At 67.3% G+C, this 24,305-nt stretch carries 24 protein-coding genes; 21 read left to right on the forward strand and 3 right to left on the reverse strand.

All coding sequences use genetic code 11. The features are described 5' to 3' along the window. Positions 1-61 precede the first annotated feature (61 nt). Positions 62-3,214: an Rne/Rng family ribonuclease gene (locus B7P44_RS05750; protein WP_084906444.1), complete on the reverse strand. Its 3,153-nt coding sequence runs from the start codon at positions 3,212-3,214 to the stop codon at positions 62-64. 719 nt (positions 3,215-3,933) lie between these two features. Between B7P44_RS05750 and B7P44_RS05760 the strand changes: the two genes are divergently transcribed. The 4 genes from B7P44_RS05760 to B7P44_RS05775 are packed head-to-tail and all read left to right on the forward strand — an operon-like array spanning position 3,934 to position 7,003. After that, entirely contained in the window at positions 3,934-4,938 is a 1,005-nt protein-coding gene (locus tag B7P44_RS05760) for an RluA family pseudouridine synthase (RefSeq protein ID WP_084901659.1), read from the forward strand. A 5-nt stretch (positions 4,939-4,943) separates the two neighbouring features. Continuing rightward, positions 4,944-5,603 carry an HAD-IA family hydrolase gene (locus B7P44_RS05765; RefSeq protein ID WP_084901662.1) on the forward strand — a complete coding sequence of 220 codons (660 nt, stop codon included), beginning with the start codon at positions 4,944-4,946 and terminating at the stop codon, positions 5,601-5,603. Further along, positions 5,600-6,001: a Rieske (2Fe-2S) protein gene (locus tag B7P44_RS05770; protein ID WP_084901664.1), complete on the forward strand. Its 402-nt coding sequence runs from the start codon at positions 5,600-5,602 to the stop codon at positions 5,999-6,001. Before B7P44_RS05765 ends, B7P44_RS05770 begins: the two co-directional genes overlap by 4 nt. A 12-nt stretch (positions 6,002-6,013) precedes the next feature. Next, on the forward strand, positions 6,014-7,003 hold the full coding sequence (locus tag B7P44_RS05775; RefSeq protein ID WP_084901666.1) for a S49 family peptidase: 990 nt from the start codon (positions 6,014-6,016) through the stop codon (positions 7,001-7,003). A 124-nt stretch (positions 7,004-7,127) separates the two neighbouring features. Here B7P44_RS05775 and B7P44_RS05780 read toward each other — a convergent pair whose 3' ends face one another. Next, positions 7,128-7,850 (reverse strand): SAM-dependent methyltransferase, encoded by a 723-nt coding sequence (locus B7P44_RS05780; RefSeq protein WP_084901668.1) that lies wholly within the window; start codon positions 7,848-7,850, stop codon positions 7,128-7,130. Beyond that, a complete protein-coding gene (locus B7P44_RS05785) occupies positions 7,847-8,476 on the reverse strand; it encodes a Maf-like protein (RefSeq protein WP_084901671.1) in 630 nt (209 codons plus the stop codon). Before B7P44_RS05785 ends, B7P44_RS05780 begins: the two co-directional genes overlap by 4 nt. 185 nt (positions 8,477-8,661) lie before the next feature. On the opposite strand from B7P44_RS05785, the gene B7P44_RS05790 reads away from it, so the two are divergent. The 17 genes from B7P44_RS05790 (at position 8,662) to rnc (ending at position 24,250) form a co-directional block, all read left to right on the forward strand. Further along, entirely contained in the window at positions 8,662-9,297 is a 636-nt protein-coding gene (locus B7P44_RS05790) for a DUF177 domain-containing protein (protein WP_084901674.1), read from the forward strand. A gap of 95 nt (positions 9,298-9,392) precedes the next feature. After that, positions 9,393-9,572 (forward strand): 50S ribosomal protein L32, encoded by a 180-nt coding sequence (rpmF, locus tag B7P44_RS05795; RefSeq protein ID WP_084901677.1) that lies wholly within the window; start codon positions 9,393-9,395, stop codon positions 9,570-9,572. Between the two features lie 124 nt (positions 9,573-9,696). Then, positions 9,697-10,803 carry a phosphate acyltransferase PlsX gene (plsX, locus tag B7P44_RS05800; protein ID WP_084901680.1) on the forward strand — a complete coding sequence of 369 codons (1,107 nt, stop codon included), beginning with the start codon at positions 9,697-9,699 and terminating at the stop codon, positions 10,801-10,803. Beyond that, positions 10,804-11,793, forward strand: coding sequence for a beta-ketoacyl-ACP synthase III (locus B7P44_RS05805; protein WP_084901682.1), 990 nt, complete (start codon positions 10,804-10,806; stop codon positions 11,791-11,793). Positions 11,794-11,889: 96 nt separating this feature from the next. Further along, complete coding sequence (gene fabD, locus B7P44_RS05810; RefSeq protein ID WP_084901685.1) at positions 11,890-12,822, forward strand: ACP S-malonyltransferase; 933 nt, start codon at positions 11,890-11,892, stop codon at positions 12,820-12,822. Between the two features lie 39 nt (positions 12,823-12,861). Further along, positions 12,862-13,611, forward strand: a complete 750-nt coding sequence (fabG, locus tag B7P44_RS05815) for a 3-oxoacyl-ACP reductase FabG (RefSeq protein WP_084901688.1) — start codon at positions 12,862-12,864, stop codon at positions 13,609-13,611. Between the two features lie 143 nt (positions 13,612-13,754). Continuing rightward, positions 13,755-13,994, forward strand: coding sequence for an acyl carrier protein (acpP, locus tag B7P44_RS05820; protein ID WP_004197638.1), 240 nt, complete (start codon positions 13,755-13,757; stop codon positions 13,992-13,994). 150 nt (positions 13,995-14,144) lie between these two features. Next, positions 14,145-15,377: a beta-ketoacyl-ACP synthase II gene (fabF, locus tag B7P44_RS05825; protein WP_084901690.1), complete on the forward strand. Its 1,233-nt coding sequence runs from the start codon at positions 14,145-14,147 to the stop codon at positions 15,375-15,377. A 74-nt stretch (positions 15,378-15,451) separates the two neighbouring features. Next, the gene (locus B7P44_RS05830; RefSeq protein WP_407924011.1) at positions 15,452-15,853 is read left to right on the forward strand and encodes a hypothetical protein; all 402 of its coding nucleotides are present in this window, start codon (positions 15,452-15,454) and stop codon (positions 15,851-15,853) included. A 91-nt stretch (positions 15,854-15,944) separates the two neighbouring features. Then, positions 15,945-16,544, forward strand: a complete 600-nt coding sequence (rpoE, locus tag B7P44_RS05835) for an RNA polymerase sigma factor RpoE (protein WP_010091835.1) — start codon at positions 15,945-15,947, stop codon at positions 16,542-16,544. A gap of 84 nt (positions 16,545-16,628) precedes the next feature. Continuing rightward, positions 16,629-17,249 (forward strand): sigma-E factor negative regulatory protein, encoded by a 621-nt coding sequence (locus tag B7P44_RS05840; RefSeq protein ID WP_084906446.1) that lies wholly within the window; start codon positions 16,629-16,631, stop codon positions 17,247-17,249. Positions 17,250-17,253: 4 nt separating this feature from the next. Continuing rightward, on the forward strand, positions 17,254-18,309 hold the full coding sequence (locus tag B7P44_RS05845) for a MucB/RseB C-terminal domain-containing protein (RefSeq protein ID WP_084901695.1): 1,056 nt from the start codon (positions 17,254-17,256) through the stop codon (positions 18,307-18,309). 17 nt (positions 18,310-18,326) lie between these two features. After that, on the forward strand, positions 18,327-19,799 hold the full coding sequence (locus B7P44_RS05850; protein ID WP_084901698.1) for a DegQ family serine endoprotease: 1,473 nt from the start codon (positions 18,327-18,329) through the stop codon (positions 19,797-19,799). 10 nt (positions 19,800-19,809) lie between these two features. Continuing rightward, positions 19,810-20,046, forward strand: coding sequence for a glutaredoxin family protein (locus tag B7P44_RS05855; RefSeq protein WP_084901700.1), 237 nt, complete (start codon positions 19,810-19,812; stop codon positions 20,044-20,046). 134 nt (positions 20,047-20,180) lie between these two features. Further along, on the forward strand, positions 20,181-21,974 hold the full coding sequence (gene lepA / locus B7P44_RS05865) for a translation elongation factor 4 (RefSeq protein ID WP_084901705.1): 1,794 nt from the start codon (positions 20,181-20,183) through the stop codon (positions 21,972-21,974). Between the two features lie 16 nt (positions 21,975-21,990). Then, entirely contained in the window at positions 21,991-22,884 is an 894-nt protein-coding gene (gene lepB, locus B7P44_RS05870; RefSeq protein WP_084901708.1) for a signal peptidase I, read from the forward strand. Positions 22,885-23,038: 154 nt separating this feature from the next. Next, on the forward strand, positions 23,039-24,250 hold the full coding sequence (gene rnc / locus B7P44_RS05875) for a ribonuclease III (RefSeq protein ID WP_084901709.1): 1,212 nt from the start codon (positions 23,039-23,041) through the stop codon (positions 24,248-24,250). Positions 24,251-24,305 lie beyond the last annotated feature (55 nt).

Below are 24,305 nucleotides of genomic sequence, written 5' to 3' on the forward strand. Positions count from 1 at the left end.
ACCCGCAGCGCGGACGTGAAAAAGCCCGCCGAAGCGGGCTTTCTCGTGACGGCGGACGCGATCAGTGATGCGTCGTTTCCACCTGCTGCATCGGCGTCGTGTCGACCGGCGGCAGCGCCTTGCGCTCACGCGGCACGCGAGCCGGCCGCGGGAGCTGCGCGGCGGCGTTCTGGGCGGCGCGGAACTTGTCGGCGTCCGTGTTCACCCAGACGAGCCCGGCTTGCGTCAGCACCGTCTCCAGGCTGGCCGAGGCGGGCGCCGCGGCAGCCGGTTGCGCCTGCTCGACGACCGGGGCGGCCACGGCAGCTTCGACCGGCGCCGTTTCGACGCGAACCGGTTCGGCTGCCACCGCCGGGGCGGCTTCGACCACCGCGACCGGGGCGGCTTCGGCGACCGGTGCAGGTTGCGGCGCTGCGACAGCCGCAGGCGCTTCCGGCACTTCCAGCGCATCGTTCGGCGAGACCGCGACCGGGGCGGGGCCGGCTTCGACCGCTGCGACCGGCGCAGCGGTTTCGACCGGTTGCGCCGCAACGGCGGGCTCGACCGCGGCGACGGCCGGTGCGGCCTCGACGCGAGCCGGCGCCGGCTGCGTGTCGGCAGCGGCCGGCTCGGCCGGTTCCGCGTGCGCGACCGCTTCCGCAACGACGGCGCCTGCTGCCGCGACAGCCGCCACGGCTGCCGGTGCAGCAGCGTGCGGTGCTTCGGCGACCGGCGCTGCGTGCGCCACGGGCTCCGCTGCCGGTGCGACGGCGGCTTCGCCTTCACCTTCACCGTCTTCCGCTGCGTGGGCGACGAGCGTGCCGTCTTCCTCGCGCTCGCGACGACCGCCGCGGCGGCCGCGACGGCGGCGGCGGCGTTCCTCGCCGTCACGCGCGCCGGCTTCGGCGTCGGCCGTCACCTCGGCGCCCGGCAGGGCGGCGGAAGCGGCGGCCTGGTCGGCTTCGAGTTCCGGATGGCTTTCGCCGCGGGTGACCGTTTCGAGCGTGGCCGCATGCTGGGTCGGCTTGCGACGCTCGCCACGCTCGCGACGTTCGCCGCGTTCCTGGCGCTCGCCGCGACCGGCTGCCTCGACGGCTTCCGGCTGCTCGACACGCTCGCGCGGCTCGCGGCTTTCACGCGGCTCGCGGGTTTCGCGGGCCTCGCGCGCTTCACGCGGCTCGCGCTGGCCACGGCCCTCGCGGCCTTCACGGCTCTCGCGACCTTCGCGACCTTCGCGAGTCTCGCGACCTTCACGAGCCTCACGGCCTTCACGCGGCTCGCGTGCTTCCTTGCCTTCGCGTTCCGCACGCTGCGGCTGGCCACCGCGGCCGGCTGCGGCCTGGTCGCGGCCGCCTTGCGGCTGCTGGGCGCCGCCGCGGCGGTTGCGATTGCGATCGCCGCCGCGTTCGCCGCGCTGCTCGGACTTCTCGGTGCGCTCGCGGGCCGGGCGGGCGGCCTGTTCCTTCACGGGGGCCGGAGCCGGGGCAGGCGCGGGTGCCGGCTGGATGCCGAACAGGCCCTTCAGCCAGCCGATGATGCCGCCGCTTGCAGCGGCGACCGGGACGGGCGGGGGCGTCGGCTCGACCGGACGCTGCGGAGCCGGGCTCGGCGCCGGGCGCTCGGGCGTGATGCCCTTGACCGCGGCTTCCTGCTTCGGCTTCACTTCGGCGGCGCGCTTGCTGTAGCCGGTTTCCGATTCCAGCTCGCGGGCGGCTTCCTCGGCCATCTTCCACGATGCGCGCGGATCGTCGAGGCGCGCGTCGTCGTGACGCAGGCGCTCGAGCTTGTAGTGCGGCGTATCGAGGTGCTTGTTCGGGATCAGCACGATGCCGACCTTGAAGCGCGACTCGATCTTGTTGATTTCCTGGCGCTTTTCGTTGAGCAGGAAGGCGGTCACCTCGACCGGCACCTGGCAGTGGATCGCCGCGGTGTTTTCCTTCATCGCTTCTTCCTGAATGATCCGCAGGACTTGCAGCGCGGACGATTCGGTGTCGCGGATGTGGCCGGTGCCGTTGCAGCGCGGGCAGGTCACGTGGCTGCCCTCGGACAGCGCCGGGCGCAGCCGCTGGCGCGACAGCTCCATCAGGCCGAAGCGCGAGATCTTGCCCATCTGCACGCGGGCGCGGTCATGCTTGAGCGCGTCCTTCAGGCGCTGCTCGACCTCGCGCTGGCTCTTGGCCGATTCCATGTCGATGAAATCGATCACGATCAGGCCGCCGAGGTCGCGCAGGCGCAGCTGGCGGGCGACTTCGTCGGCCGCCTCGAGGTTGGTGCGGGTCGCCGTTTCCTCGATGTCCGCGCCCTTGGTCGCGCGCGCCGAGTTCACGTCGATCGCGACGAGCGCCTCGGTGTGGTCGATCACGATCGCGCCGCCCGACGGCAGCGGCACCGTGCGCGAATACGCGGTCTCGATCTGGTGCTCGATCTGGAAGCGGGAGAAGAGGGGCACGTCGTCGTGGTAGCGCTTCACCTTCGACACGTTGTCCGGCATCACGATGTCCATGAACGCACGGGCCTGATCGTGGATCTCGGTCGTGTCGATCAGGATTTCGCCGATGTCAGGCTGGAAATAGTCCCGGATCGCGCGGATCACGAGGCTCGATTCCAGGTAGATCAGCATCGGCTCGCCCGAGCGGCCGCTCTGCGACGCGGCTTCGATCGCGCGCCACAGCTGCAGCAGGTAGTTCAGGTCCCACTGCAGTTCCTCGGCGCTGCGGCCGATGCCCGCGGTGCGGGCGATCATGCTCATGCCGTCCGGAATCTGCAGCTGCGCCATCGTTTCGCGCAGCTCCTGGCGCTCGTCGCCCTCGATGCGGCGCGACACGCCGCCGCCGCGCGGGTTGTTCGGCATCAGCACGAGGTAGCGGCCGGCGAGCGAGATGAACGTCGTGAGCGCCGCGCCCTTGTTGCCGCGCTCTTCCTTCTCGACCTGGACGATCAGCTCCTGGCCTTCGCGCAGCGCATCCTGGATGCGCGCGGAGCGCATGTCGATGCCTTCCTTGAAGTACTGGCGGGCGACTTCCTTGAACGGCAGGAAGCCGTGGCGGTCTTCGCCGTAGTTGACGAAGCAGGCTTCGAGCGACGGCTCGATGCGGGTGATGATGCCTTTGTAGATATTGCCTTTGCGTTGTTCGCGTCCGGCGGTTTCGATATCGATGTCGATGAGTTTTTGCCCATCGACGATGGCGACGCGCAGTTCTTCCTGCTGCGTCGCGTTGAACAACATGCGTTTCATGAACGACTCCAGGCGGCTCTGCTGCCGGCGCCTCGCGGTTGTCAGCCGCAAGGGCGGGAACGACGGCAGGCCGCGCCTTGTTGTGTTGTCACAAGCACGCTGGAGCGGGAACGATGGCGGGGAGAATTGCCTGAAGAGGCGCTTGGGTCCCGAACGACGGGGCCGGCGGCCATAGGGCACCTGCGAATACGGCTTCAAAGCACGGCGTCGACACTCCGCACGCTGCACAAGCGCGCTAAGCCTCAGACCGGGCACTGCCGCGGGCGCGCACAGAAAGTCGCGCGCGCCGACGGGCGGCAGATGCTGCGGCTTGGGCCGCAGCGGGGAGTATCGAATCCAGCCCGACTTTCCCGCCTGGGGTGTTCTTCCTTTGCTTGACGTCGCCAGTCCCCGCACGCTTCGCGGGGCCAAATCGGGCGCAACGCCGTTTTTCGCAACCGGCAGCCGGGTCGGGCGCATCGCGCCGCCCGGCTGCCAATTAAATTCTTTTCAACCAACTTTCCGTTACCGCGGCGCCTTGCCGACCGAATCCGCCTGTGGGCGGGATCCCTGCCGGCGGCCGGCGCCGTGCGTGCAACTTGCTGCTTCTCTTTGTTCGGGGCGAGCAGCCAGCCCCCGGCGCAAGTAAAATGACGGTTTGCGCTTGCGCCTTGCCCAATCCGTCCGGGTTGGCCGATCAGGCCGCCCGCTACGTCAGGCTGGGCAAAATTATATTCAGTATGAATGAGTTAGGCAAAATATCCCAGAATTCGGTCGCAAGCGGCCAGGTCTCGATGGTCGAGATCGACGAAAGTTCAGCCGGTCAGCGGATCGACAATTTCCTGTTGCGCGTCTGTAAAGGCGTGCCGAAAAGCCATATTTACCGGATCCTGCGCAGCGGGGAAGTGCGCGTGAACAAGGGTCGGGTCGACGCGCAGTATCGACTCGCGTACGGCGATATCGTACGGGTGCCGCCCGTGCGGATGGCCGCGGCCGACCTGGCGCGCGCCGACACGCCGGTCGTGCCGCCCGCGCATTTCGACGTGCTGTTCGAGGACGACGCGATGCTCGTGATCAACAAGCCGGCCGGCGTCGCGGTGCACGGCGGCAGCGGCGTCGCGTTCGGCGTGATCGAGCAGTTGCGCCAGGCGCGCCCGCGCGCGAAATTCCTCGAACTCGTGCATCGTCTCGACCGCGAGACGTCCGGCGTCCTGATGCTCGCGAAGAAGCGCGCCGCGCTCGTCGGCCTGCACGAGATGATCCGCGAGAACCGGATGGACAAGCGCTATTTCGCGTGCGTGCACGGCGAGTGGCAGTCCGACTGGGGCCGCCGCCGCGCAGTGAAGGCGCCGCTGTTCAAGTACACGACCCCGGAAGGGGAGCGCCGGGTGCGGGTGCAGGACGACGGCCTGCCGTCGCATACCGTATTCAACCTCGTCGAGCGCTGGCCCGACTATGCACTCGTCGAAGCGGAACTCAAAACGGGTCGGACCCATCAGATTCGCGTGCACCTCGCGCATCTCGGCCTGCCGATCGCCGGCGACGCCAAATATGGCGATTTCGCACTGAACAAGGCGCTGTCGCGCGCGAACGCGCAGCCGTCGCTGAAGCGCATGTTCCTGCATGCGCACCGGCTGCGGCTCGCGCATCCGCTGACCGGCGAGGCGTTGCAGTTCGACGCGCCGCTGCCGGACGAATGCCGGCGTTTCCTCGACCAACTGAGCGCATTGCGCGATACCGCTTGAACCGCATGGCACGACAGCAATTTGACCTGATCGTCTTCGACTGGGACGGCACGCTGATGGATTCGACGGCGCACATCGCCTTCAGTATCCAGGCGGCATGCCGCGATCTCGGCCTGCCTGCGCCGTCCGACGAGGCGGCCCGTTACGTGATCGGCCTCGGCCTGCGCGACGCGCTGCAGATCACGGCTCCGACCCTCGATCCGTCCGACTATCCGCGGCTCGCCGAGCGCTACCGCTATCACTACCTGATCAAGGACCAGCGCATCGAGCTGTTCGCCGGCGTGCGCGAACTGCTCGCCGAGCTGCGCGACACCGGCTACCTGCTGGCTGTCGCGACCGGCAAGGGCCGGGTCGGGCTGAATCGCGCACTCGACCAGGCGAAGCTGACGAGCCTGTTCGACGCGACGCGCTGCGCGGACGAGACGTTCTCGAAGCCGCATCCGGCGATGCTTCAGGAACTGTGCCGGGAACTGGGGCAGGATCTGGCGCGCACCGTGATGATCGGCGACACGACTCACGACCTGCAGATGGCGGCCAGCGCGGGCGCGGCCGGCATCGGCGTCGCGTACGGCGCGCATTCGGCCGACGCGCTCGCCGCGCTGGCGCCGCGTTTCGTCGCATCGGACGTCGAGGCGCTGGCCGGCTGGCTGCGCGAGTTCGCATGAGCGCCGACGTTCCCGCCCCGGACGCGGTGCGCGTCTGCGCATCGGACGCGCTGGCCGACGGCGGCGCTGGCGTGCGCGTCGACGCGACGCTGCGCGGCGAGCAGGCCGTCGTGTTCTTCGTGCGTTACGACGGTCGCGCGTACGGCTACCTGAACCGCTGCGCGCACGTGCCGATGGAGCTCGACTGGGCCGAGGGCCAGTTCTTCGAATCGTCGGGCTTATACTTGATGTGCGCGACGCATGGCGCGATCTATGCGCCGGACACCGGCAAATGCGTCGGCGGCCCGTGCCGCGGCGGCCGCCTGCGGCCGGTCGAGGTCGACGAGCGAGACACGCCCGACGGCCGCGCGATATTCTGGGTGCCCGACGCCGATTTGCGTCCCGCCACGACTGACTGACTACAACCACGCATGGCCGACCAACCGACCCCTCCCGATTCCTCCTCCCGCCCCGACGGCCGCGAACCGAACTGGGAGCGCGCGGCGCTCGAGCGGATCGCGCTCGCGGCGGTGAAGGAGCAGCGCGCGGCACGGCGCTGGAAGATCTTCTTCCGCTTCGCGTTCCTCGGCGTGTTCCTGCTGCTCGCGTTTGCGCTGATCGATTTCTCGAGCGATTCGAAGTTCTCGACGAGCGGCCGGCACACGGCTGTCGTGACGATCGACGGCGAAATCGCGGCCGGCGTCAACGCGAACGCCGACGACATCAACACGGCGCTCAACGCCGCGTTCGACGACGACGGCACGGTCGGCGTCGTGCTGCAGATCAACAGCCCGGGCGGCAGCCCGGTGCAGGCGGGCATGGTCTACGACGAGATCAAGCGCCTGCGCGCGAAATACCCGAGCAAGCCCCTGTACGTGGTCGTGACCGACATGTGCGCATCGGGCGGCTATTACATCGCGGCGGCGGCCGACCGGATCTACGTCGACAAGGCGAGCATCGTCGGCTCGATCGGCGTGCTGATGGACGGTTTCGGCTTCACCGGCCTGATGAACAAGCTCGGCATCCAGCGGCGCCTGCATACGTCGGGCGAGAACAAGGGCTTTTACGATCCGTTCTCGCCGGAAACCCCGAAGATGGACACGCACGCGCAGGCGCTGCTCGATCAGGTGCACGCGCAATTCATCAAGGCAGTGAGGGACGGGCGCGGCGCGCGCCTGCACGAGACGCCGGACATGTTCTCGGGCCTGTTCTGGACCGGCGAGAAGGGCGTCGAGCTCGGGCTCGCGGACGGCTTCGGCACGACCGACTCGGTCGCGCGCGACGTGCTGAAGGCGCCCGACCTCGTCGACTACACGGTGAAGGAGAGCCTGACGAACCGCGTCGCGCGCAAGTTCGGCGCAGCCGTCGGCAACGCTGCGATGAAGGCGCTGGCCGCGGGCGCGCAGCTCAGCCTGCGCTAGGCCCGGCACCCCGGCACCCCGGCACCCCGGCACCCCGGCACCCCGGCACCCCGGCACCCCGGCACCCCGGCACCCCGGCACCCCGGCACGGCCATGCGCCGCCCGCCGGGGGCGGGTTCCGCCGTCAGTTCGCCAGCAACAGGAAGATCGCAGGGCGCTTGTGCAGATCGGGCACAGGCGCCTTTTTCCATTCCGCCACGGTGCGGCTCGCGATGGTCTCGGTCGCGAGCGTCAGGTCGGCCGCGACGCAGATCAGCGTCGACGGCGCGCAGGTCGCGACGAGCGTGTCGAGCATCGCGTGATTGCGGTACGGCGTCTCGATGAAGATCTGCGTCTGACGCGCCTTGCGCGACAGCTGCTCGAGTTCGCGCAGCCGCTTCGCGCGCGCACCGGCGTCGACCGGCAGGTAGCCGTTGAACGCGAAGCTCTGGCCGTTCAGGCCGGACGCCATCAGCGCCAGCAGGATCGAGCTCGGCCCGACGAGCGGCACGACCTTCACGCCGCGCTCGTGCGCGCGGCGCACCAGCAGCGCGCCCGGGTCGGCGACGGCCGGGCAGCCGGCCTCCGACACGAGCCCGGCGTCCGCGCCGGCCAGCACCGGCGCGAGCAGCCGGTCGATCTCGCCGGCCGGCGTGTTGACGTTCAGTTCACGGATCTCGATTTCCTGGATCGGCCGCGTCGTGCCGATCTTCTTCAGGAACGCGCGCGTCGTTTTCGCGTTTTCGCCGATGTAGTAGCCGAGCGCGCCGGCTTGCGCCTGCACTGCGGCGGGCAGCACGGAGGCCAGCGTCGATGCGTCGCCGTCGCCGAGCGTGTTCGGCACCAGATAGAGCGTGCCGGCCGTCATGCGCGGTCTCCGCGGGCGGCGAACAACGGGAAGTGCGCGGCGCGCAGCATCCGCGTCAGCGCGATCAGCGGCAGCCCGACGAGCGCGGTCGGGTCGTCCGAGTCGATCGCGTCGAGCAGCGCGATGCCGAGCCCCTCGGACTTCGCGCTGCCGGCGACGTCGTAGGGCGTCTCCGCCCGCAGGTAGGCGTCGAGTTCGGCCTCGGGCAGCGAGCGGAAGCGCACGCGCGTCACGACATCCTCATCCTGCGATTCGCCGGTGCGGCTGTCGTACAGGCTGAGCGCGCTGTGGAACTCGACCTCGCGGCCCTGCATCGCGACGAGCTGCGCGAGCGCGCGCTCGTGCGTGCCGGGCTTGCCGATCTGCAGGCCGTCGAAGGTCGCGACCTGATCGGAGCCGATCACGAGCACGCCGTCCGGCGCATCGATCGCGGCGGCAACCGCGCGCGCCTTCGCGCCGGCGAGGCGCAGCGCGGTCGCGGCGGGCGTCTCGCCGGGCCGCGGGGTTTCGTCGAGGTCGGGCGACATGACGTCGAACGGCACGCAGAGCCGCTCGAGCAGCGCGCGGCGGTAACGGGAACTGGAGGCGAGAATCAGCCGCGGCGAGCGGCAAAAGGTGTCCGGCATGGTCGGTTGGAGATGAGTCGTCGGGACGCGGCGCGACGGCGCGCGCGGGCGTAAGCTTAAGTGATTGACCGGAAAAGGTAAAACGGGTATGCTTTCCCGCTTTTCATCGGCAGGCTCCTGATTGGGCGTCTGCCGGGTCTTCGGAAGTTCACGGCGCACGGCCGGATCGATACGCAGGAGCGCACATGAGCACCTCTTCTGGCAAACCTGCTGTTTTGCTCGATCCGCACGCGGTCGACCTGTTCGAATTCGCCCGCAGCGGGCGGCAGGCGGCCGGCGCGGTGCGCCTTTCGCAGCTGCCGCGCATGTTAAACGAAGTGCCGGCGGACGCGCCAGATCGCGACACGGTCTTCACCTGGCAGGCGGAAGGGTTCACCCAGAACGAGCTGCAGGACGATGGCGCCGAGGGGCAGCAGCCGTATCTGCGCCTTGCGCTGCACGGCCATGCGTGGCTCACGTGCCAGCGCTGCATGAGCCCGTGCGATCAGGCGTTCGACGTCGACATGACGTACCGGATCGTCGCGACCGAAGAAGAAGCTGAAGAATTCCCGCTCGACGAGGATGAAGCCGATGTGATCGTGGGCTCGCGCCAGTTCGATCTCGTCGACTTGATCGAGGAGGAGCTGCTGCTTTCGCTGCCGCTCGTGCCCAAGCACGAGGTTTGCCCGGCGGTTCACGAAAGCCTCGTGTCGGGTGCGAGCGGTCCCACGGCCGAAACGGACGAAATGTCCGAAGAAGACGGGGACGAAGGCAAACAGCCGAATCCGTTCGCGGCGCTCGAAGCGCTGAAGAAGGGCGGGGACGGCAACAAGAAACACTGAGCAGTGTGGCGCGGGAAGGCGTAGGGCCGTGGGCCAGGGTAGTTAAGCGCCGGATCGGGCTGTGTTAGAATCCGGAAAATTTTTAGGAGTTAGTCATGGCAGTCCAGCAAAACAAGAAGTCGCCGTCGAAGCGCGGCATGCATCGTTCGCACGATTTCCTGACGGCAGCGCCGCTGGCAGTCGAGTCGAGCACGGGTGAAGTGCATCTGCGTCACCACATCAGCCCGAACGGCTACTATCGCGGCAAGAAAGTCGTCAAGACGAAGAACGACTAAGCGTCATGTCACGCGTGGTGCGATCGCCGTTCGCGTGACCACTGGTTCGCTTGACACTTTCCTGGCTCGACAAAAAGGCGGCATTCAACTGCCGCTTTTTTGTGCCTGAAATTCGTCGCATTCCATGACTGTAAAGCTCACAATCGATTGCATGGGAGGCGACCACGGCCCGTCCGTGACCGTTCCCGCGGCAGTCAAGTTCGTTCGCGCGCACCCCGATGCGCACCTGATGCTCGTCGGCATCGAGAGTGCGATCCGTACGCAGTTGAAGAAGTGCAAGGCGCTCGACGACCCTGCGCTCACCATCGTGCCCGCCACCGAAGTCGTGGCGATGGACGATCCGGTCGAAGTGGCATTGCGCAAGAAGAAGGATTCTTCGATGCGCGTCGCCCTCAACCAAGTCAAGGAAGGCCAGGCCCAGGCCTGCATCTCCGCCGGCAACACCGGCGCGCTGATGGCCGTCTCCCGTTACGTGCTCAAGACGCTGCCCGGCATCGAGCGGCCCGCGATCGCGTTCGCGCTGCCGAACCCGACGGGCTACACGATGATGCTGGACCTCGGCGCGAACGTCGACTGCGAGCCGCAGCACCTGCTGCAGTTCGCAGAGATGGGGCACGCGCTCGTGGCGGCGCTCGAGGGCAAGGAGCGGCCGACCATCGGCCTGCTGAACATCGGCGAAGAAGTCATCAAGGGCAACGAGACGATCAAGCGCGCGGGCGAACTGCTGCGCGCCAGCACGCTCAATTTCCGCGGCAACGTCGAGGGCAACGACATCTACAAGGGCACGGTCGACGTGATCGTCTGCGACGGCTTCGTCGGCAATGTCGCGCTGAAGACGTCGGAAGGCCTCGCGCAGATGCTGTCCGACATCATCCGCGAGGAGTTCGGCCGCTCGCTGCTGTCGAAGCTGATGGCCGTGCTCGCGCTGCCGGTGCTGCTGCGCTTCAAGAGGCGCGTCGACCACCGCCAGTACAACGGCGCGGCGCTGCTGGGCCTGAAGAGCCTCGTGATCAAGAGTCACGGTTCCGCGGACGCTTACGCGTTTGAGTGGGCGATCAAACGCGGGTATGATGCCGTCAAAAATGGCGTCCTGGAGCGACTCGCGCGTGCGATGGCGGACAATTCCGGATCGCTCGGCGACACCGGGCATGACGCGAGCGGCGCGGGCCAGGCGAGTCCCGCCGCAGGCCAGCACGCCGAGCCTTCCGCTGCGCTATCCTCTAAGGCATAAATGGCCCAATCGACTCTCTATTCCCGCGTGCTTGGCACGGGCAGCTTCCTGCCGCCCGACCGGGTCACGAACCAGCAGCTGGCCGATCGTCTCGCGAAGGACGGCATCGAGACGAGCGACGAGTGGATCGTTGCGCGCACGGGCATCCATGCGCGCCATTTCGCCGCACCGGACGTCACGACGAGCGACCTCGCGCTTGAGGCGTCACGGCGTGCGATCGAGGCGGCTGATATCGATCCGCAGTCGATCGACCTGATCATCGTCGCGACTTCGACCCCTGATTTCGTGTTCCCGAGCACCGCGTGCCTGCTGCAGAACAAGCTCGGCATCAAGAACGGCGGTGCCGCGTTCGACGTGCAGGCCGTGTGTTCCGGCTTCGCGTACGCGGTGGCGACGGCCGACAGCTTCATCCGCAGCGGTCAGCACCGCACGGCGCTCGTCGTCGGCGCGGAGACGTTCTCGCGCATCCTCGACTTCAAGGACCGCACGACCTGCGTGCTGTTCGGCGACGGCGCGGGCGCGGTGATCCTGTCCGCGTCGGAAGAGCCGGGCGTGCTCGGCAGCGCGCTGCACGCGGACGGCAGCTACTCGAACATCCTGTGCACGCCGGGCAACGTCAATCGCGGCGTGATCGAAGGCAGCGCGTTCCTGCAGATGGACGGCCAGGCCGTGTTCAAGCTCGCGGTCAACGTGCTCGAGAAGGTCGCGATCGAGGCGCTCGCCAAGGCGAACCTCGCGCCCGAGCAGGTCGACTGGCTGATTCCGCACCAGGCGAACATCCGCATCATGACGAGCACTTGCCGCAAGCTGGGCCTGCCGCAGGAGCGCATGGTCGTGACGGTCGGCGAGCACGGCAACACGTCGGCCGCGTCGATCCCGCTCGCGCTCGACGTCGCGGTGCGCGACGGCCGCATCAAGCGCGGCCAGCACGTGCTGATCGAGGGCGTCGGCGGCGGCTTCACATGGGGCGCGTCGGTGTTCCGCTTCTGATCCGTCACACGCGACTCCTGCGCGTGTCTGCTGCGCGTGCTCCCATCCGGCGCGCCGCTCGCGCGCGCCGTCTGAATCGATTCAATTGGGGACGATATGAAATTTGCGTTCGTTTTTCCGGGGCAGGGCTCGCAGTCGGTCGGCATGCTCAATGCATTCGCCGATCTGGCTGTCGTGCGCGAAACGCTCCAGGAAGCGTCCGATGCGCTCAACCAGGATCTCGGCAAGCTGATCGCCGAAGGTCCGGCTGAAGAGCTGAATCTCACCACCAACACCCAGCCCGTGATGCTGACGGCCGCGTACGCGTGCTACCGCGCATGGCAGCAGGCGGGCGGCCCGGCGCCGTCGATCGTCGCCGGCCACAGCCTCGGCGAATACACGGCGCTGGTTGCCGCCGGCGCGATCGCGTTCAAGGACGCGGTGCCGCTCGTGCGCTTCCGCGCGCAGGCGATGCAGACCGCGGTGCCGGTCGGTCAGGGCGGCATGGCCGCGATCCTCGGCCTCGACGACGACACGGTGCGCGCGGTGTGCGCCGAAGCCGCGGAAGCGGGCGTCGTCGAAGCGGTGAACTTCAACGCGCCGGCGCAGGTCGTCATCGCCGGCAACAAGGCAGCCGTCGAGAAGGCCTGCGAGATCGCGAAGGCGAAGGGCGCGAAGCGCGCGCTGCCGCTGCCGGTGTCGGCGCCGTTCCACTCGTCGCTGCTGAAGCCGGCATCGGACCAGCTGCGCGACTACCTTGCGAACGTCGACGTGAAGGCGCCGCAGATCCCGGTGGTCAACAACATCGATGTCGCGGTCGTGAGCGATCCGGCCGCGATCAAGGACGCGCTGGTGCGCCAGGCCGCGGGCCCGGTGCGCTGGGTCGAGTGCGTGCGGCACATCGCCGGCACCGGCGTCACGCACGTGATCGAATGCGGTCCGGGCAAGGTGCTCGCGGGCCTGACGAAGCGCATCGACGCCAATCTGACGGGTGCGTCGGTGTTCGATCCGGCGTCGCTCGACGAAGCGCTCAAGCTGGCGGCTGCCTGACCCGGCGGCGCCTTTCCACCAGAGACGGATATTCGATCCATGGAAAAGACTCTCGATAAACAGGTTGCGATCGTGACCGGCGCGTCGCGCGGCATCGGCCGGGCGATCGCGCTCGAGCTGGCGCGCCTTGGCGCGATGGTGATCGGCACGGCCACGAGCGAATCGGGCGCGTCCGCCATCACCGCGACGTTCGCGGAAGCGGGCGTCACGGGCCGCGGCGCGGTGCTGAACGTCAACGACGCGGCGGCGGCCGAAGCGCTGATCGACGCGACGGTCAAGGAATTCGGCGCGCTGCACGTGCTCGTCAACAACGCAGGCATCACGCAGGACCAACTCGCGATGCGCATGAAGGACGAGGACTGGGACGCCGTGATCGACACCAACCTGAAGTCGGTGTTCCGCCTGTCGCGCGCGGTGCTGCGCCCGATGATGAAGGCGCGCGGCGGCCGCATCATCAACATCACGTCGGTGGTCGGCTCGGCCGGCAACCCCGGCCAGGCGAACTACGCGGCCGCGAAGGCCGGCGTCGCGGGCATGACCCGCGCGCTCGCGCGCGAGATCGGCAGCCGCGGCATCACGGTCAACTGCGTGGCGCCGGGCTTCATCGACACCGACATGACGAAGACGCTGCCGGAAGAACAGCAGGCCGCGCTCAAGACCCAGATTCCGCTTGGCCGCCTCGGCAGCCCGGAAGACATCGCCCATGCCGTCGCGTTCCTTGCGTCGCCGCAGGCCGGTTACATCACCGGCACGACGTTGCACGTGAACGGCGGCATGTACATGTCGTAAGGATTTTCGTTTACCATCCGCGCCGTATCCGGTTATTGGCGGATCGGCGCTTGATCGACCATCAAGCCAACGCGCGTTTTGGCCGGCACCAAACCTGATAAAATGCGCGCACTTGTAAATCTGAACTTTCCCTCGGAGGGGTAATGGACAACATCGAACAACGTGTCAAGAAGATCGTCGCTGAGCAACTGGGCGTCGCAGAAGCCGAGATCAAGAACGAAGCTTCGTTCGTGAACGACCTGGGCGCTGACTCGCTCGACACGGTTGAACTGGTGATGGCGCTGGAAGACGAGTTCGGCATGGAAATCCCGGACGAAGAAGCCGAAAAGATCACGACGGTTCAGCAAGCGATCGACTACGCTCGCGCAAACGTCAAGGCGTAAGCGCCGTCCGCGCTTTTCGCGACTGTCGCATTTGACGCGCCATCCTGCCGGCATCATCGCCGGACGGAGTAACAGCCACAGGGCTTGCAGGGCTGGTTCCTGTGGCCGCTGTGGCTTTTGTTTTTGTCATCCAATGGAAAAGAGGTTACCGTGAGCCGCCGTCGTGTTGTCGTTACAGGCCTGGGGCTAATTTCGCCTGTTGGCAATAGTGTTGCCGACGGCTGGGCCAATCTCGTCGCCGGCAAGTCCGGCATCGCCACCGTCACCAAATTCGATCCGTCGAACCTGGCCGTGCATTTCGCAGGCGAGGTGAAGGGCTTCAGCGCCGAGGAGTACATCCCGGCGAAGGAAGCCCGCAACATGGATACCTTCATCCATTACGGCATTGCCGCCGGCGTGCAGGCGTTCAAGGACAGCGGGCTGGAAGTGACCGAAGCCAATGCGGAACGCATCGGCGTCATGGTCGGCTCCGGCATCGGCGGCCTGCCGATGATCGAGGATACCCACCAGACCTACATCGATCGCGGCGCGCGCCGGATTTCGCCGTTCTTCGTGCCGGGTTCGATCATCAACATGATCTCGGGCCACCTGAGCATCATGTTCGGCCTGAAGGGCCCGAACCTCGCGGCCGTCACGGCCTGCACGACCGGCCTGCACAGCATCGGCCTCGCCGCGCGCCTGATCCAGGCCGGCGACGCCGACGTGATGGTCGCGGGCGGCGCCGAATCGACGGTGTCGCCGCTCGGCATCGGCGGCTTCGCGGCGGCGCGTGCGCTGTCGACCCGCAACGATGATCCGGCGACCGCGTCCCGTCCGTGGGACAAGGACCGCGACGGCTTCGTGCTGGGCGAGGGCGCCGGCGTGATGGTGCTGGAAGAGTACGAGTCGGCGAAAGCGCGTGGCGCGAAGATCTACGCGGAAGTCGCGGGCTTCGGCATGACGGGCGACGCGTACCACATGACCGCGCCGAACATGGACGGTCCGCGCCGCTGCATGGTCGCGGCGCTGCGCGACGCCGGCATGAACCCGGACGAAGTTCAGTACCTGAACGCGCACGGCACGTCGACGCCGCTGGGCGACAAGAACGAGTCCGATGCCGTCAAGGCCGCGTTCGGCGACCACGCGTACAAGCTCGTCGTGAACTCGACGAAGTCGATGACGGGCCACCTTCTGGGCGGCGCGGGCGGCCTCGAATCGGTGTTTACGGTGCTGGCGCTGCACAACAACGTGTCGCCGCCGACGATCAACATCTTCAACCAGGATCCGGAGTGCGATCTCGATTACTGCGCGAACACCGCGCGTGACATGAAGATCGACGTGGCCGTGAAGAACAATTTCGGCTTCGGCGGAACCAACGGCACGCTGGTGTTCAAGCGCGCCTGACGCGGAATCGCTTGACGAATCCTGTCGGAATCACGGCCGGGTGCCCGCAGCGTTTCACGCTGCGGGCCTCGGCCGTGTTGTACGTGGTGCTTGCCGTTTTCGTCGCGTCGGCTGCAGTGGCGGTGCACCTGTTCGTCGCGCCGCGCGCCGGTGTCGCGGCCGGGGCGGGTGCGATGGCCGCGACGGCGGCGCTGCTGGCCTTCGGCACGGTGCGGGCCTGTGCGCGACGGCTGCCGGCCGAGTTGCGGGTCGATGCGTTCGGCGAGGTTGCGGCATTCGGTCGCGCCGGGCAATTGCTCGCGCGCGGCCGCGTGACCGGTTACGCTCACTGGAGCAGCCTGTTGCTCGTGCTGTCGGTCGGGCAGGGCGGGCGCCGCGCGCGGCCGTTGCTGCTTCCGGCCGATGCGCTCGACGCGCCGTCGTTCAGCGCGCTGTCCGTGCTGGCGAGAACCGCGACGGCGGAGCGGCCGGCGTGACGGCGCCACGGTTACGCATCGTAACCAGCGGCCGGCGCGGGAACGCTACAATAGCCTTCCGCGTTGCATCCCTAGTTAACGGATTTGTCAGGTGAGTGAAAAAGAAATCGATCAGGTTCTGGTCGAGCGCGTTCAGAAAGGCGACAAGGCAGCGTTCGAACTCCTGGTCTCCAAATACCACCGCAAGATCATTCGGCTGATCTCGCGCCTCGTGCGGGATCCCGCCGAGGTCGAGGATGTGGCCCAGGACGCGTTCATCAAGGCGTACCGTGCGCTGCCGCAGTTCCGCGGCGAGTCCGCGTTCTACACGTGGTTGTACCGGATTGCCGTGAACACGGCGAAGAACTACCTTGCGACGCAGGGCCGCCGGGCGCCGACCTCGACCGAGGCGGATGCCGAGGAAGCGGAAACTTTCTCCGACGCAGACCAACTAAGGGATATCAACACGCCTGAGTCGATGTTGATGAGCAAGCAGATTGCCGAGACGGTCAATGCTGCAATGGCCGTTCTGCCCGAGGAGCTGCGCCAGGCGATCACGCTGCGCGAGATCGAAGGCCTGAGCTACGAGGAAATCGCGGAAATGATGGGCTGCCCGATCGGGACGGTCCGCTCGCGGATCTTCCGGGCGCGCGAGGCAATCGCGGCAAAATTGCGTCCGCTGCTCGATACGCCCGAAGGCAAGCGCTGGTAAGCGCATCGGGCGGGCCGGCGCGGTCGGGGTCTAGTTACGATAGAGTCGTGAAGTCACGACGGGGTGTGCAAGATGGGGAGCATCATGGGGTCGGTCAATACGCAGTCGCAGGCGTGCCCGCGCGGCGAACGCCTTTCCGCTCTGGTCGACGGAGAAATGTTCGACGGCCCGGATCACGGGCAGTTTCTGGCTGAGCTCGATCGCGCGGATCGCGCTGCGTGGGCCCACTACCACCTGATCGGCGACGCGTTGCGCTCGGACGAGCTGGCGCTGGCGCCGGCGATGAGCGCATCGTTCACCGCGCGCCTGTCGGTGCGACTCGAAGCCGAGCCGCACCTGCTCGCGCCGGCTGCTGCGCCGGTTTCCCGCAGGCTGCTGTCGTTGCGCCGGCGGGTCGTGCCGGCCTTCGCGGTCGCCGCGGCCGCCGCGACGCTGACGTGGATCGTCGTCCCGCAGATGCAGACGGCCAGCGCGCCGGGCGCCGTCCAGGTCGCATCGGCCGGTGCGCCGCAGCAGAACGGCCTGCAGCGCGTGACGGTCGCGCAGGCGCCGTCGCAGCAGGGGCTGCAGGAGGCGAACATCATCCGTGACGCAAGCCTCGACCAATACCTTGAAGCGCATCAGCAATTCGCGCAGCAGCCCGTCGTCACGGGCTCGATGCCGCTGATTCGCGCTGCCGTGACCACGACGACGCCAAGCCAATAACCCGATGCGGACATTGCGGTTGAATCACACCATCTCCGGATGGAAGCGGCTGCCGGCCCTCCTGCTTTGCGCAGCCGCGTTGTTGTCCGTTCAATCCCTTCAAGCCAACGCTCAGCAGCCGGACGATCCCGTCGCGACCCGCAAGGCCGTCGCGGACTGGCTCGACCGCATCCAGCAGGCGGCGCAGCAGCAGAGTTACGAAGGCACGTTCGTCTACCAGCGCGGCGGATACGTGCAGTCGTCGCGGATTGCGCATGTCGCCGCCCGCGACGGCGAATTCGAGCGGATCGAGAGTCTTGACGGCAAGCCCCGCAAGCTGCTGCGGCATAACGACGAGCTGTACACGTTCGTGCCCGAGCGCAAGCTGTGCGTCGTCGAGCGCCGGCAGGCCCGCGACTCGTTCCCCGCGCTGCTCGGCGCGAGCGGCGAGCACGTGATGTCGGTCTACGATGCGAAGCTGCTCGGCAAGGATCGCGTGGCGGGGCTCGATGCCCAGGTCGTCGAACTGGCGCCGAAGGACGGGTACCGCTTCACCTACAAGCTGTGGGCCGATGCCCGCACCGGCCTGCTGCTGCGCTCGCAGACGCTCGACGCGAGCGACCACGTGCTCGAGCAGATCGCGTTCTCGCAGTTGCAGATGGGCGGCGCGGGCGCGGCCGACAAGTCGGCGATCATGTCCGGCATGCGCAACCTGGGCGGCTGGACGGTCGTGCGCCCGCCGGTGGCGCCGGTCGACATGGAGGCGCAGGGCTGGCAGCTCGCGCCGAGCATCGCCGGCTTCCAGAAGATCCGTGAGGTGCGGCGGCCGATGGCCGCGCGCGATGCGGGCGACCCGCCGATTCCGGTCGATCAGGCCGTCTTTACCGACGGGCTCGCGACGGTTTCGGTGTTCGTCGAACCAGCCGAGAAGAATACGCGCAAGGAAGGCGCGGGCAGCACCGGCGCGACGCACGTGCTTGTGAAGCGGCGCGGGGGCTACTGGATCACCGTGCTCGGCGAAGTGCCGCCGGCCACGTTGCAGCAGTTCGCGTCTGCCATAGAATACAAGTCTTCCAAGTAACGCTTTCCCTTTCCGACATGATGAAACTCACGCTGCGCAAATGGCTGGCCGTTGCGGCGGTGGCGGCTTGCCTGCCGCTCATGCCGCATTCCGCGGCGGCGGCGCCCGCCGCCAGCCTTCCCGATTTCGCGGACCTGGTCGAAAAGGTCGGGCCGGCCGTCGTGAACATCCGGACGACCGCCAACGTGCCGACGGGCGGCCCGCGCGGCGTGCTCCCGCCGGGTTTCGACAATGGCGACATGTCGGAATTCTTCCGCCGCTTCTTCGGCATTCCGCTGCCGCAGGCGCCCGGCAACCCGAAGAACGCACCCCAGCAGCCCGACAATCCGCCTGACACCGAGCAGAATCGCGGCGTCGGCTCGGGCTTCATCGTGTCGGCCGACGGCTACGTGATGACCAATGCGCACGTCGTCGACGACGCCGACACGATCTACGTGACGCTGACCGACAAGCGCGAGTTCAAGGCGAAGCTGATCGGCGTCGACGACCGCACCGACGTCGCGGTCGTCAAGATCCAGGCGTCGAATCTGCCGGTCGTCGCGATCGGCGATTCGAACAAGGTGCGCGTCGGCGAGTGGGTCGTCGCGATCGGCTCGCCGTTCGGCCTCGACAACACGGTGACGGCCGGCATCGTCAGCTCGAAGAGCCGCAACACGGGCGACTACCTGCCGTTCATCCAGACCGACGTGGCCGTGAACCCCGGCAACTCCGGCGGCCCGCTGATCAACATGCAGGGCGAGGTGATCGGCATCAATTCGCAGATCTACAGCCGCACGGGCGGTTTCATGGGCATCTCGTTCGCGATTCCGATCGACGAGGCGATGCGCGTGGCCGACCAGCTGAAGGCGACCGGCAAGGTCACGCGCGGCCGGATCGCGGTGGCGATCGGCGAGGTGACGAAGGACGTGGCCGACTCGATCGGCCTGCCGAAGGCGGAAGGCGCGCTCGTCAGCAGCGTCGAGCCGGGCGGGCCGGCCGACAAGGCGGGCGTCCAGCCGGGCGACATCATCCTGAAGTTCAACGGCAAGCCGGTCGACACGGCGTCGGACCTGCCGCGCATGGTCGGCGACACGAAGCCGGGCGTGAAGGCGACGATCAGCGTGTGGCGCAAGGGTCAGGCGCGCGATTTGCCGATCATGATCGCCGAGACGCCGGCCGATACGGCCGCGAAGGCCGATCCGGGCAAGAAGACGCCGCAGAAGCCGCGCCAGAGCAATGCGCTCGGCTTGACGGTCAGCGACATTTCGGCCGACCAGCTGAAGGCGCTGAAGCTGAAGAGCGGCGTGCAGGTCGACGGCGTCGACGGTCCGGCGGCGCGCGCGGGGCTGCAGCGCGGCGACATCGTGCTGCGCGTCGGCGACACCGACATCACGAGCGCGAAGCAGTTCGCCGACGTCACCGCCCAGCTCGATCCGCAGAAGGCGGTCGCGGTGCTGGTGCGGCGCGGCGACAATACGCAGTACTTCCCGCTGCGTCCGCGCCAGAAATAACGCGCCGCCGATGTTCACGCTCTACGGCCGCGGCTGGTGCCACCTGTGCGACGACATGCGCGACGCACTGGCGCCGGTGGCGGCCGAATTCGGCGTCGCGGTCGACTATGTCGACATCGACGCGGACGCGGCGCTCGTCGCCCGCTATGACGAGGACGTGCCGGTGCTGCTGCTGGATGGCGCGGAAGTGTGCCGTCACCGCTTCGACGAGATACGGGTGCGGAACGCGCTCGCCGCCCGGCGCTGAGGCCCGGCAGAGGCCGGTCGCCAAAATGCCGCCCGGCGGGGGGGCTTTTCGGCTAAAATAAGCCGTTTTTTCACCGACTTACAAGGCGTGCTCCGCGGTCGTCGAGCGCGCCTTTTTCGCTTGATCGGCACTGAATGGATCATATTCGCAACTTCTCGATCATCGCGCACATCGACCATGGCAAGTCGACGCTCGCGGATCGCATCATCCAGGTATGCGGCGGGCTCGCCGACCGTGAAATGGAAGCGCAGGTGCTCGACTCGATGGATATCGAGCGCGAGCGCGGCATCACGATCAAGGCGCAGACTGCCGCGCTGTCGTATCGTGCGCGCGACGGCAAGGTGTACAACCTGAACCTGATCGACACCCCGGGGCACGTCGACTTCTCGTACGAAGTCAGCCGCTCGCTGTCCGCGTGCGAAGGCGCGCTGCTCGTGGTCGACGCGAGCCAGGGCGTCGAGGCGCAGACGGTCGCGAACTGCTACACGGCAATCGAACTGGGCGTCGAGGTCGTGCCGGTGCTGAACAAGATCGACCTGCCGGCCGCGAACCCCGAGAACGCGATCGAGGAGATCGAGGACGTGATCGGCATCGACGCGATGGATGCGACGCGCTGCAGCGCGAAGACGGGCCTCGGCGTCGAGGACGTGCTCGAAGCGCTGATCGCGAAGGTGCCGCCGCCGAAGGGCGATCCGGCCGCGCCGCTGCAGGCACTGATCATCGACTCGTGGTTCGACAACTACGTCGGCGTCGTGATGCTCGTGCGCATCGTCAACGGCACGCTGCGTCCGAAGGAAAAGATCAAGCTGATGGCGACCGGCGCGCAATACCCGGTCGAGCACGTCGGCGTGTTCACGCCGAAGTCGCGCAATCTCGAATCGCTGTCGGCGGGGCAGGTGGGCTTCATCATCGCCGGCATCAAGGAACTGAACGCCGCGAAGGTGGGCGACACGGTCACGCATGCGGCCAAGTCGGCCGCCGAGCCGCTGCCAGGCTTCAAGGAAGTGAAGCCGCAGGTGTTCGCGGGCCTGTACCCGGTCGAGGCGAACCAGTACGACGCGCTGCGCGAATCGCTGGAAAAGCTGAAGCTCAACGACGCGTCGCTGCAGTACGAGCCGGAAGTGTCGCAGGCGCTCGGCTTCGGCTTCCGCTGCGGCTTCCTCGGCCTGCTGCACATGGAGATCGTGCAGGAGCGGCTCGAGCGCGAGTTCGACATGGACCTCATCACGACCGCGCCCACCGTGGTCTACGAGGTCGTGCAGAGCGACGGCACGACGATCATGGTCGAGAACCCGGCGAAGATGCCTGAGCCCGCGCGGATCGGCGAGATTCGCGAGCCGATCGTCACCGTGAACCTGTACATGCCGCAGGACTATGTCGGCTCGGTGATCACGCTGTGCGAGCAGAAGCGCGGCGTGCAGATCAACATGCAGTACCACGGCCGCCAGGTGCAGCTCACGTACGAAATCCCGATGGCCGAGATCGTGCTCGACTTCTTCGACCGCCTGAAGTCGGTGTCGCGCGGCTATGCGTCGATGGACTACGAGTTCAAGGAATACCGCTCGGCGGACGTCGTGAAGGTCGACATGCTGATCAACGGCGACAAGGTCGACGCGCTGTCGATCATCGTGCACCGTTCGCAGTCTCAGTACCGCGGCCGCGAAGTCGCCGCGAAGATGCGCGAGATCATTCCGCGCCAGATGTACGACGTGGCGATCCAGGCCGCGATCGGCGCGCACATCATCGCGCGCGAGAACATCAAGGCGCTGCGCAAGAACGTGCTCGCGAAGTGCTACGGCGGCGACATCACGCGGAAGAAGAAGCTGCTCGAGAAGCAGAAGGAAGGCAAGAAGCGGATGAAGCAGGTGGGTTCGGTCGAGATTCCGCAGGAAGCGTTCCTGGCGATCTTGCGCGTCGAAGACAAATAACAGGACTGATCCTTTTATGAATTTTGCGCTGATTCTTTTTGTGCTCGTCGCACTGACGGGCGTGGCGTGGGTTGCAGACAAGATGGTGTTCCTGCCGCAGCGCCGGCGGGCGGCCGATGCGGCGATCGACGCGTTCGACCAGCAGCAGTCGCGCATCGACAAGCGTTTCGCCGACGAGAACGCGGTGCAGACCCGCTCGAAGCTGCGCGACGAGAAGCTGCGCCAGCCGTGGTGGCTCGAGTACACCGCAAGCTTCTTCCCGGTGATCCTCGCGGTGTTCGTCGTGCGTTCGTTCATCGTCGAGCCGTTCAAGATTCCGTCGGGCTCGATGGTGCCGACGCTGCTCGTCGGAGACTTCATCCTCGTCAACAAGTTCGACTACGGCCTGCGCATGCCGATCACGAACACGAAGATCACGCAAGGCCGTCCGCTCGAGCGCGGCGACGTCGTCGTGTTCCGCTATCCGAAGGACGAGTCGGTCGACTACATCAAGCGCGTGATCGGCCTGCCGGGCGACACGGTCGCTTACCAGGACAAGCAGCTGACGATCAACGGCAAGCCGGTGCCCGAAACGCCGCTGGCCGACTTCTTCGACGACGAGCGGCAGAACTACGCGAAGCAGTTCGAGGAGTCGCTCGGCGGTCGCAAGAACGCGATCCTCAACAACCCTGCAGTTCCGCCGTTCGTGATGGGCGCGTACGACTACCCGTATCGCGACAATTGCACGTACAACAGCCGCGGCGTGATCTGCAAGGTGCCGGCAGGCCACTACTTCATGATGGGCGACAACCGCGACAACAGCGCGGACAGCCGCTACTGGGGCTTCGTGCCGGACCAGAACATCGTCGGTCGCGCGTTCTTCATCTGGATGAACTTCAGCGACCTGAAGCGGATCGGCTCCTTCAACTGATCCCGATCGATGCACGCGCAACACGCGACGCCCGGGCCGCGTCGCGTATTGCCGAACGACTTTAAGAACCGGCGGTAACACCGCCTCGTCATGCCTTTTCGGGGCCGGCCCGCGTCGTTTCGGCGCGACCGGCGCCCGCGTTATACTCCTGCACATGCCCCTATCTCAGTTGGAAAGCCGGCTGCGCTATGAATTTCGCAATGCGGAATTGCTGCGCCAGGCTTTGACCCATCGCAGTCACAGTGCCACGCACAACGAGCGGCTCGAGTTTCTCGGCGATTCCGTTCTCAATTGCGCGGTGGCCGCCCTTTTGTTCCAGCGTTTCAGCAAGCTGGACGAAGGCGATCTGTCGCGGGTGCGGGCGAACCTCGTCAAACAGCAGTCGCTGTACGAAATTGCTCAGGCCCTGAATATCTCGGACGGGCTGAGGCTGGGCGAGGGCGAGCTGCGCAGCGGCGGGTTCCGCCGGCCGTCGATTCTCGCGGACGCGTTCGAAGCCATCATCGGGGCCGTGTTCCTCGATGGCGGCTTCGAAGCCGCCCAAGGGGTGATCAAGCGGCTCTACATCCCGATTCTCGACCACATCGATCCGCGTACGCTCGGCAAGGACGCGAAGACGCTGCTGCAGGAATACCTGCAGGGGCACAAGATCGCGCTGCCGACCTACACGGTCGTCGCGACGCATGGTGCGGCGCACAATCAGCAGTTCGAGGTCGAATGCACGGTGCCGAAGCTGGACGTCAAGGTGTCCGGTTCCGGCGCGAGCCGTCGTGCGGCCGAGCAGGCCGCCGCGAAGAAGGCGCTCGACGAGGTGATGGCGGCCGCGCCGATGCTCGCCGCGAAGCCGAAACGTTCGAAGAACGCCCGCGCGGCCAAGCACGTCGAGCCGGAAATCGTACCCGGCGTGAAAGGCGTGCAGGAAGCGCTCGACTTGCGCTCGCCCGAGCGGAAGGAGCGTGCCGCGGCGCGCACCGAAGCGAAGGCCGCGGCGGTTCCGGCCGCCGCGAGCGGCGTGGCGGAGGCGGTCGAGCGTGCGGTGCAGGCGCCGGTGGCCGCGATTCGCGCCGCGCATGTCGAGCACGGCGCGGACAAGGTCGAGCGGGTGGCGAAGCCGGCGGCCGACAAGCCTGCCGACCGCGCCGATGCCGCCCCGAAACCCGCCGACAAGGCCGTCGAGCGGACCGATGCCGCGCCGCGTGCAGCCGACAAGCCTGCCGACCGCGCCGACACCGCGCCTCACGCGGCCGACAAGGCCGCCGAGCGCGCCACGCTGCGCGTGCGCGACGTGACGCCCGGCCAGGACGCGTCGTCCGGCGAAACGAGCCTCGCCGCTGCGTCGGCGCGCGTGGCCGATGCCGGTCACTGAATTGCCCATCGATCGTGCCGCGCGCCGCGCGGCCGGTTCCGAACCTGTCTCCCAA

Source organism: Burkholderia ubonensis subsp. mesacidophila (genome assembly GCF_002097715.1).
Taxonomy (GTDB): domain Bacteria; phylum Pseudomonadota; class Gammaproteobacteria; order Burkholderiales; family Burkholderiaceae; genus Burkholderia; species Burkholderia mesacidophila.

Coding starts and splice junctions, on each gene's coding strand:
- lepA (WP_084901705.1), top strand. CDS start 20,181: ATGGATCATATTCGCAACTTCTCGATCATCGCGCACATCGACCATGGC.
- fabD (WP_084901685.1), top strand. CDS start 11,890: ATGAAATTTGCGTTCGTTTTTCCGGGGCAGGGCTCGCAGTCGGTCGGC.
- fabG (WP_084901688.1), top strand. CDS start 12,862: ATGGAAAAGACTCTCGATAAACAGGTTGCGATCGTGACCGGCGCGTCG.
- B7P44_RS05805 (WP_084901682.1), top strand. CDS start 10,804: ATGGCCCAATCGACTCTCTATTCCCGCGTGCTTGGCACGGGCAGCTTC.
- plsX (WP_084901680.1), top strand. CDS start 9,697: ATGACTGTAAAGCTCACAATCGATTGCATGGGAGGCGACCACGGCCCG.
- B7P44_RS05770 (WP_084901664.1), top strand. CDS start 5,600: ATGAGCGCCGACGTTCCCGCCCCGGACGCGGTGCGCGTCTGCGCATCG.
- B7P44_RS05840 (WP_084906446.1), top strand. CDS start 16,629: ATGGGGTCGGTCAATACGCAGTCGCAGGCGTGCCCGCGCGGCGAACGC.
- B7P44_RS05775 (WP_084901666.1), top strand. CDS start 6,014: ATGGCCGACCAACCGACCCCTCCCGATTCCTCCTCCCGCCCCGACGGC.
- B7P44_RS05855 (WP_084901700.1), top strand. CDS start 19,810: ATGTTCACGCTCTACGGCCGCGGCTGGTGCCACCTGTGCGACGACATG.
- B7P44_RS05845 (WP_084901695.1), top strand. CDS start 17,254: ATGCGGACATTGCGGTTGAATCACACCATCTCCGGATGGAAGCGGCTG.
- lepB (WP_084901708.1), top strand. CDS start 21,991: ATGAATTTTGCGCTGATTCTTTTTGTGCTCGTCGCACTGACGGGCGTG.
- B7P44_RS05760 (WP_084901659.1), top strand. CDS start 3,934: ATGAATGAGTTAGGCAAAATATCCCAGAATTCGGTCGCAAGCGGCCAG.
- B7P44_RS05785 (WP_084901671.1), bottom strand. CDS start 8,476: ATGCCGGACACCTTTTGCCGCTCGCCGCGGCTGATTCTCGCCTCCAGT.
- rpmF (WP_084901677.1), top strand. CDS start 9,393: ATGGCAGTCCAGCAAAACAAGAAGTCGCCGTCGAAGCGCGGCATGCAT.
- rnc (WP_084901709.1), top strand. CDS start 23,039: ATGCCCCTATCTCAGTTGGAAAGCCGGCTGCGCTATGAATTTCGCAAT.
- B7P44_RS05790 (WP_084901674.1), top strand. CDS start 8,662: ATGAGCACCTCTTCTGGCAAACCTGCTGTTTTGCTCGATCCGCACGCG.
- B7P44_RS05850 (WP_084901698.1), top strand. CDS start 18,327: ATGATGAAACTCACGCTGCGCAAATGGCTGGCCGTTGCGGCGGTGGCG.
- acpP (WP_004197638.1), top strand. CDS start 13,755: ATGGACAACATCGAACAACGTGTCAAGAAGATCGTCGCTGAGCAACTG.
- B7P44_RS05780 (WP_084901668.1), bottom strand. CDS start 7,850: ATGACGGCCGGCACGCTCTATCTGGTGCCGAACACGCTCGGCGACGGC.
- B7P44_RS05765 (WP_084901662.1), top strand. CDS start 4,944: ATGGCACGACAGCAATTTGACCTGATCGTCTTCGACTGGGACGGCACG.
- B7P44_RS05750 (WP_084906444.1), bottom strand. CDS start 3,214: ATGAAACGCATGTTGTTCAACGCGACGCAGCAGGAAGAACTGCGCGTC.